The sequence below is a fragment of the Stieleria sp. genome (assembly GCF_041595215.1).
Taxonomy (GTDB): Bacteria; Planctomycetota; Planctomycetia; order Pirellulales; family Pirellulaceae; genus Stieleria; species Stieleria magnilauensis.
Genome location: NZ_JBFHKV010000313.1, coordinates 1 through 8,133, shown reverse-complemented (window position 1 = coordinate 8,133; position 8,133 = coordinate 1). Strand labels below are relative to the sequence as shown.

8 protein-coding genes are annotated in these 8,133 nt (G+C 61.3%); 3 read left to right on the top strand and 5 right to left on the bottom strand.

Features of this window, described 5'->3' with window-relative positions:
* The 5 genes from ABX749_RS13835 to ABX749_RS13815 all read right to left on the bottom strand — a co-directional run.
* Window positions 1-1,041, bottom strand: a 1,041-nt coding sequence (locus ABX749_RS13835) for a S1C family serine protease (RefSeq protein ID WP_372896490.1), incomplete at its 3' end; no start/stop codon positions are given.
* A gap of 14 nt (window positions 1,042-1,055) precedes the next feature.
* Window positions 1,056-2,105, bottom strand: coding sequence for a S1C family serine protease (locus ABX749_RS13830; RefSeq protein WP_372896489.1), 1,050 nt, complete (start codon window positions 2,103-2,105; stop codon window positions 1,056-1,058).
* Complete coding sequence (locus ABX749_RS13825) at window positions 2,102-4,000, bottom strand: S1C family serine protease (protein WP_372896488.1); 1,899 nt, start codon at window positions 3,998-4,000, stop codon at window positions 2,102-2,104. The genes ABX749_RS13830 and ABX749_RS13825 overlap by 4 nt, the downstream gene beginning before the upstream one ends.
* 8 nt (window positions 4,001-4,008) lie before the next feature.
* Window positions 4,009-5,217, bottom strand: a complete 1,209-nt coding sequence (locus tag ABX749_RS13820) for an NPCBM/NEW2 domain-containing protein (RefSeq protein WP_372896487.1) — start codon at window positions 5,215-5,217, stop codon at window positions 4,009-4,011.
* Between the two features lie 197 nt (window positions 5,218-5,414).
* Window positions 5,415-5,630, bottom strand: coding sequence for a hypothetical protein (locus tag ABX749_RS13815; RefSeq protein WP_145218132.1), 216 nt, complete (start codon window positions 5,628-5,630; stop codon window positions 5,415-5,417).
* Between the two features lie 320 nt (window positions 5,631-5,950).
* On the opposite strand from ABX749_RS13815, the gene ABX749_RS13810 reads away from it, so the two are divergent.
* The 3 genes from ABX749_RS13810 (at window position 5,951) to xerC (ending at window position 7,915) form a co-directional block, all read left to right on the top strand.
* Window positions 5,951-6,400: a hypothetical protein gene (locus ABX749_RS13810; protein WP_372896486.1), complete on the top strand. Its 450-nt coding sequence runs from the start codon at window positions 5,951-5,953 to the stop codon at window positions 6,398-6,400.
* A gap of 358 nt (window positions 6,401-6,758) precedes the next feature.
* Window positions 6,759-7,004: a hypothetical protein gene (locus ABX749_RS13805; protein WP_095740473.1), complete on the top strand. Its 246-nt coding sequence runs from the start codon at window positions 6,759-6,761 to the stop codon at window positions 7,002-7,004.
* 8 nt (window positions 7,005-7,012) lie between these two features.
* Window positions 7,013-7,915, top strand: a complete 903-nt coding sequence (gene xerC, locus ABX749_RS13800; protein ID WP_145218136.1) for a tyrosine recombinase XerC — start codon at window positions 7,013-7,015, stop codon at window positions 7,913-7,915.
* Window positions 7,916-8,133 lie beyond the last annotated feature (218 nt).

Below are 8,133 nucleotides of genomic sequence, written 5' to 3'. Positions count from 1 at the left end.
GCGCTGCGGATTCAACGGGGGAATCGACTCGGCCAGCGTGACGCTGACGGTCCGTGTTTCGCCGTTTCGACGCAACGTGATCTCGAGCGACTCGCCGGCATCGTAGGGGCCGAGGGCTTGTTTGATTTGCTGAAACATCCGCACGGGTTTGCCGCCGATGGCAACGACGGAGTCCCCGGGCTGGATACCGGATTTTTCCGCCGGGGATCGGCTGCGGACGGCTGCCAGTTCGGTGTCTTCGGCGTACGGGTCTTTGGCCTTGGGGACGATGCCGATCAGCCCCTTGCGGATGTCTTCTCCGGCACGCAGACGCGGCAGTTTGTTTGCCAACACCGGCGACGGGACGGCGAACGCGATTCCCGAGTCGTACCAACTGGTGTCGTCCGGCGCTCCGCCTTCGGCGACTGCGGGGACCAGGACACCGATCACGTTTCCGTACAGATCGACCAACGGGCCGCCGTAAAACGATGGGGAGACGCGTGCGTCGCTTTGCAACATCGTGCCTTCCAATCGGCCGGTGGCACTCAAGATGCCGCTGCTGACCATCGGCGATCGATCGCCGCCGTAGCGTCCGATGGCGACGACGGTTGACCCGATCGGCGTGTTCACCGCTTCGGCCAAGTCGATGGGGACCAGGGGCGTTTTGGTATCGACCCGGAGCATCACCAGACCGCGGTGATAGTCGCGGGAGACGAGGGTTGCGGCCAGTCGAGTCGCGTCGGGCAAGACGACCAAGATGCTGGCCGATGGACGACGGACGATGATGTCCGATGCGACGATGTACCCGTCTGCGTCAACGACAATCCCACAGGACGGTGCGTCTTGGGCGACTTCGCTTTGCTGGTTGCCGCCGCCGGCCACTTCGGCCACTCCGATCACTTCGATGGAAACGATCGATGGCAAGACACGCTCGGCAGCGTTGCGCACCGCGCGGGCCATCGCTTGACGATACTCTGCGGTGTCGTTTTGTGCCGAACAGACGGTGCTTGAAAGCAGCCACGCTGACACGACCGTGAACCAGTAGACCGTTTTTAATTTCACCACGCGGCGGGCTCCTAAGGTTGCAAACGAATCGGCAGCACTTCGTTGCCGCGCTGGATCGTGATCGACACGGCATCGCGCCGATCGATCCGACGCAAAAGATCGATCAGGGTTTGTTGGTCACCGACACGCTGTCCTTCCAGCAACAAGATCAAATCGTCTGGCCGCAGTTTTGCATCGGCCGCCGGCGAGTCGGGGGCGACGGCATCGATGTAGGCCGGTGTGGATTCCAGGACGTTGGGCACCAGCACCAATCCCAGTGTCGTCAGGTTGTGCGACTGGTCCCGTCGCAGCACGGGGTTCTCTTCTTTGGGGACGGTCGTCGTGCGACCGGCGATGATGTCACCGAGTGCGGTTCGGAGCGCATCGATCGGCAAGGCATAATTCAGCCAGACCCCGGTGCCGCTGTCACGAAGCTCTTTCCCCAGCATGCCGATCAAGCGGCCCTCGCCATCGACCACCGCGCCGCCGGCGGCACCCGGGTTGTTCGCGATCAGATCCAGGATCAGCACTTTGCCGCGGTAGGGTGTTTGGAAGGTCCCGCGCCGTGCGTCCAAATTGGTCACCGCGGCAATGGTGCCTTGCATCACACTGGCCGGTTCGTTGCCCGCGGCAATGTTGAACAGATTGCTGACGGCCAAGATGGGATCACCCCACTGGGCATGGAGTTCTTTGTCGACTTCGAAGTACGGCAAGTCAGAGGCGTCGACTTTTAAGACCGCCAGCTCGAGCGCGGGCTCGATCCCCACGATCGTGGATTCGAACCGGCGTCCATCATCGAGCACCACGATCGGTTCGACGTCCAGCACATAGCTCCAAGCCGTCGCAATGTGGCCTTCCGGTGAAACCAGAAAACCGCTTTGGTAGGCCTCCAGCCCTTTGATTCCGCCGGCACCGTAAATCTTGACCACACGCTGTTGGACTTCACGTGTGATGGGTGCAGTGGGCGGCTGGGCCAACGCTTCGGCTGTGATCGGCAGCCAGGTGAGCAGACCGGCCAGCAGGCAGGCCAGTCGGGGCAGCGGTGCAGCGAGGGTTGGCGAGGGAAGACGCGTGGGCATCATGGCTGTGCGGTCTCCGTTTGCTTCCAGTCGCTGATCGTGACGTTCAGTGCGACGTCGGTTCCGTAACGCAATTCCAATCCGCTGATCTTGTCGCCCTCGCGAAGGATCCAAAGTTCCGCCGGGTCCGAGTCGCGATCGGCGAACACTTCGACGCATTCGACCAAACCACTTTCGGGATGAGAAAGCCAACGCACTTCCATGTCCCCGTACAGACCGATCATGCAGTCGCGGAGGGGGCGTTCGCCGCCTAACGGCATCGTGCCTTGGTAATACGCTTCGCCGAACTTTTGGGGGCCGAGTTTCAACATGGTCCGCCAGGCATCCAGCGCGGGCAGAATCCCGGCGATCGAATCGGTATCGACCGCGTCATACAGCTCCGATCGTTTCGTCGCCTGCATCGCCGTTTCACCGACAAGGATCGCAAACTGATCGTCGGCGACGCTGAGTTTGACCTCCGCCTCGCCGGTCTTGCCGGTGATGGTCCACGCAGTGGATTTCGATTCCGCATCGGCGGGAAATTGATCGGCGGGGAATTGGTTCCGCAGCGAGTCGATGAAACGGTCCTGCTGAACTTGATTGAAGTGATAGTTGGCGAATCCCCGGCGTTGGATGATCAGGTCGGAAACCGATTTGGGGATCGCCGGTTTGGCACTGCCGTGGGGTGATGGCGGCCGCGCCCGTTTTCGATCGGGCGGTTGAGGCGTCTCGTCATCGTCTTCGTTTTTGTCTTGATTTTCCTCGCCGTCTTTTTCTTCCGCGTCGTTTTCGTCTTCCGGTTGATCTGGAACCGGCGGTGGGGGCGGCAGGGCCGAGGACATTTTGGCCAGCAGTTCGTCCTGGCGATGAACGCCCATCAATCGTACCGGGACGCGTTTGGTGATTCCGTCGTAGCGAAACGTGACCGGGACACGCCATCCACTGGGCAGGGTACCCAGCACATTTTGAACATCGTTTGCGGTCATCACGGGACGGCCATCGATTTCCAGGATTTGGGCGTTGTAGCGAAGCCCGCGTCGGTACGCGTCACTGGATTCGAGAATGTTGCTGACGACGACTCCGCCATCGGGATCGGTCGTCACGGTCGCGCCGAGTGTGGCGTGGTCGACGATGCGGCCGCTGCGCAGATAGCCGAGGAAGTTTTTCGCCTGGTTGATGGAAATCGCGTAACCGACGCCGACGTTGACACGTCCGCGTTTTTCGAAGGAGCACCGCCCGACGATGCCCAGCAATTCGCCGTCAGCGTTGTAGATCGGGCCGCCCGAGTTTCCGGGGTTGATCGACGCATCGGTCTGTAGGCAATCGGCATATTCCAGCAACGTGCCGGAAGGATACTGATAACGCCCGACGCCGCTGAGGATTCCCCAGGTCACGGTGGGCTGAAGATTGGTCGCCAGCAGGAACGGATTGCCGATCACCATGCACCAGTCGCCGGCGCGGGCTTGTCGGCTGTCGGCCAGCGTGGCATAGGGGAAATCATCGCGTCCGAGCAGCTGAATCATCGCCAAGTCGCCGACCGGATCGAGTCCGACCAAGACGGCATCGTAGACGCGGCCGTCGCTCAACCCGCAACGCATGAACGTTCCGGCGGGGCTGGTGACGTGAAAGTTGGTCAGCGCGAAGCCGTCCGGTGAGATCAGCACGCCGCTCCCGCCGCCTCCGCCACCGGGCACAAACACGCTGACGGCGCTGGGACGGGCGCGATCAATCGCCGCAACACGCGCCTGTTCGACCGACTGCAGCAGCGGATCCAACTCGAGAGGGCCGGCGATCGAAATGGTATCGGGTGCAGCGTCTTGTGCGCGCGACACTTGTGCCGGGCAGAACGGCGTGATGGCAAACAGCGCCAACACCGACGCGGTGAAAAGCGCGGCGGATCGCGGCAATCGGTCGTTCACTCGTCGGCTCACTTGATCAACCTGGGTTTCAAGAATCGGACTTGGTCTCCGACGTCACCATCGTCGCCTGCCAAGGCTTCCAGCCGGACGCGGTTGGCGCCCGCGACTGGAACGCGAAATCCTTTGCTGCTCGCATCGGTCAGCGACTGTTCCCATTGCACCTGGCCATCGACGACCACGCGAACGGTAACGGTGCCGCCGGCGGAGACAAGTTTATCTCGCCCGACGCTTCCGGCCAGCGTTTGGAATCCAGGCTCGACGCGATACTCGGCGTTTCCTCCGGCGACCATCACCAGATCTTCGCCCTCGGCCGCCGGTCCGAACCAATCGGTCATCAGGCTGGTCGGCAATTTTGTTTGCAACAGGGGGGACATTCCGTTGGAGGCGGGGCTTTCACGCGCCAACATGACTCGACCGCTGGACCACGTGATGCGCTGGATCTGATCCAACGCAATGCGATGGCGGACTTGGCCAGGCAACAGGATCTCGATCGCGTCGGTCGCGTCGCTGGGTTCCAGACGGGCGACCAGAAACGTGGAACCATAAATGTCGCTGACCTTGACCGCTGCCCTCGCATCCGAGGACGCAGCCGAGCGAAGAAAAACGCCCTCCAGGCGGTCTCGCGGCGCTTCGATTTTGTCGCCGTCGAGTTCGAAGAGCAGGTTTTGCGGATCCAAGCCGACCACCACGCCTTCGATCGGATCGAGCTGGTCATTGCCGCGTCGAATCACCATCAAATCACTACGCTGCTCTTTGTCCTCCAAGCCGAACCACTGCGGATCGGTAGCCGGTCCGCCCTGACGAAAGCGGATCGAACGCACCTGATTGATCGGAACATTGATTGCGGATTGACGCCGCGGTTCAATTTTGACCGTCGTGTCATCCATCGAAACGTCTTGCGCGAAGAGGGACGATCCGTTCGTCAGCGTGACGTTGATCGTCGGGCCAGCCGACGTCTCCTGCGACGCAGCCAGCTTCAGAGTGACGACCTGGTCGGCGGGCAACTTTCGCAGCGACGATCCGTCATGGAGTTGAAGCGACGAAGCGGTCGTCCCGGCCCATTGGCCGCTGACGATTTCACCCGAGCTTAATTCGATCTGCACCTCCGTCGCCTGAACAGGGGATGCAAAGGCCGGAACCAGCAAGGCGGCGCCGAAGACTGCAGTGCCGACGACTGCGGCACACGAGATCGCGGGCAACCACGGAAAAAGTTTCATAGAGCGCGGGTCGATAGGGAGCGTTGACGGGGTGCTTCGGTGGCGGCGAGCCACGACCGTCACAGTTTATCACAACATCCCGTCAAACGGATCGCCCGAATGGTGTCGAAGGCGGAGCCAGGCGTTGGCGCCCCCCGATGCGTCTGAAGAAGACCTGTCGGGGGTGGCGGCGACCGCAATCTGCTCTTGTTCGTCCGCTACGGCGTTTCGCCGACGGGCGTTTCGCTGGCGGTGGTCGTGTTTCCCGTCATGTTGCTGGTGGTGTTGCTGCCGCTGGTATTGCTGGTCACCGTCGCGGCCGGTTCGGAGCTGTCGGCAGCCGGCGCCGGTGGTTTTGGAGGTTGGCAGCCGAGTGAAAAAGTCATCAGTGCGGCTGCGGCGGAACCGGCGAGGATTCGTAAAACGTTTTTCATGGGGTTCTCCAAAATCAGAATGAGGGGGGCGGGACCCTGCAAACAGTTCGGCATGGGGCGCCAGCAGGGTGGAGCGGGATGATTTGCCTGTGCTGCGTCATTCTTTGCAGACTGGCGTCAAATGACCATCCCCGAACGGGTGACTTTTCGGTTGGATCGAGCCAATGGCAGCAAAATAACCATCGATGACCCGATAACCGGCACGAAGAGACCGTTTGGCAGGGTTTTTGGCCTCACGTTTTTTGCCACGCTCATACCGCTGGACCCATGATGCCGATTCGATTCCCACCCGCCCTTCCAAAATTACCCCGGGGAATCCCATGAAATCCAACCTCAAAAACGGTCTGCTCGGTCTCGTCTGGGCCGCCATGGCATCGATCCTGACGGCCGGCTCGGCCCTCGCCCAGTTCCCGTTTCCCGAACCCTCTGCGCCGGACATCGCTCCGCCCGAGATCACCCGTCCCGAAGCCGCTGCGCCGCAACGCGTTGCCCAGAAGCCTGCCGCCGAGGACGCCGACATCATCGTCACGCCCCGGTTGGTCGATGTCGTGCCCAGTTCGTCCGACCTGTCCGCCGGCGAGCCGACCGCCGCCGAACTCCGCCAAGCCCGAGCCCAATTCCGTTCGCAACAGCGGATGGAGCGGATGGAACGAAACCTGTGGGCCGGCTACGAACCGCTGCGTCCCAATTGGAATTCGATTCCGATGATGAGTAGCCGCTACCCGTATCGCCAGACGGTCGTCGTACCGCTGTACGTTTACCCTCGGTAGACACCTACTCTCGGAAGACACACTGGTGTTGACCTCAAGACCGGATGCCTGTGAGTTGCGATTGATTCGTGCTCGCAGGCATTGTTGTTTTATCCCTCTTGTTGGATTCGGTCGTCCCCCGTCGATTCGAGTTGAACGATTGTGACGCCTCGGGCGTTTCGGGAATCACTGGCTTTGGTAGGGACCGCAACGCGACAAAACGACGCTTGCATCACGATCGCAGCCAACGCCGCTCAGTACCGCCTCGCGGCATGCCGATAGCTCTCCCTGGGACGAATGGTCGAGATCATTTACTCGGCCGCACCACCGCCCCGAATCGCATCCGTGACTTCCGCTCAATTGCAGGCATCCCACGCAGATGGACAAAGAGATAAACGTGCTGGCTTTGGTCAAAGGCGAAGAGAAATTCATCTTCATGTTCGACGATGCCAATCGCGACCAAACGCTACGTCAGCTCGCACGGTTTGCCGCCAATCCCGAATTGGACTTCTCGTGGTACGACGCGGCGATGCTGAGTCGCAAGATCCGCGACGCGGTGCCCGTCGAAGACGACCTGTTGATCGATAACGAACTCGACAACCTGTCGGTCGAAGACTTTAGCTAGGAGCCCGCATGCACTCAGCGATCGCCCAGTTCCTGCGATACCTGGTGACCGAACGCAACGCGTCGGAGTTGACGATCAAATCCTATCGCGAGGATCTGTTCAGCTTCGTCGAGTGGCTCGAAGCGACGCGTGGCAAGGTGCCGCATCCCGATTCGCTTTCGCCGCAGGAACTGAGGTCGTTTCAAGCGGCGCTCCAGCAAGCCGATTACGCCCGTTCGAGCATCGCCCGCAAACTGGCGGCGCTGCGCAGCTTTTATAAATTCGCGATGCGTGAAGGTCTGGCAACGAGCAACCCGGCGAAACCGCTGCGCAATCCGCGTCGGCAACGCAAGCTGCCGCACGTGTTGACCGACGACGAGGTCGGGCGTTTATTGCTCGCCCCGCCGGCAGACAAGGTTGCCGGGCTGCGCGACCGCGCGATCTTGGAAACGATGTACTCGGCAGGATTGCGGGTCAGCGAACTGGTCGGGCTTCAGGACGGTGACATCGACACGCACGAACAAATCGTTCGCGTCCGCGGGAAGGGCCGGAAGGAACGGATTTGTCCGCTCGGTTCGTTCGCCATCAAGGCGATCGAAGCCTACGCCAAACGCCGCCAACGCAGCGACAAAAGTCAGGCGTTGGGACGCAAGGCCCCGGTGTTTGTCAATCGCTTCGGAAATCTCCTGACCGCGCGAAGTGTCGGCCGGATGCTGGAGAAATACCTGGCCGTCGCCGAACTCGATTCGCGAACCAGTCCCCACACCTTGCGTCATTCGTTCGCGACGCATCTGTTGGACCGCGGCGCGGATATCCGCAGCGTTCAAGAGTTACTCGGTCACAAGAGTTTGGCGACCACGCAAATCTACACGCATGTCAGCGCCGCCAGCCTGCGCGCGGTTTACGAACGGGCGCACCCGCGAGCCAACTGAGAAAAAGGCTTCTCACCCTTTTTTCAGTCGCCGATGGTGTCTAGCCTTCAGGCGATTCTCGGTCGCTGCGGAGCAGCGAAATGGGCGGCTAAAGCCTGCACACCAGCGCCGTTGGTGTCCAGCCTTTAGGCGATTCCCGGGTCGCTGCGGAGCAGCGAATTGGGCGGCTGAAGCCTGCACACCAGCGCGTATTGGTGTCCAGCCTTTAGGCGATTCCG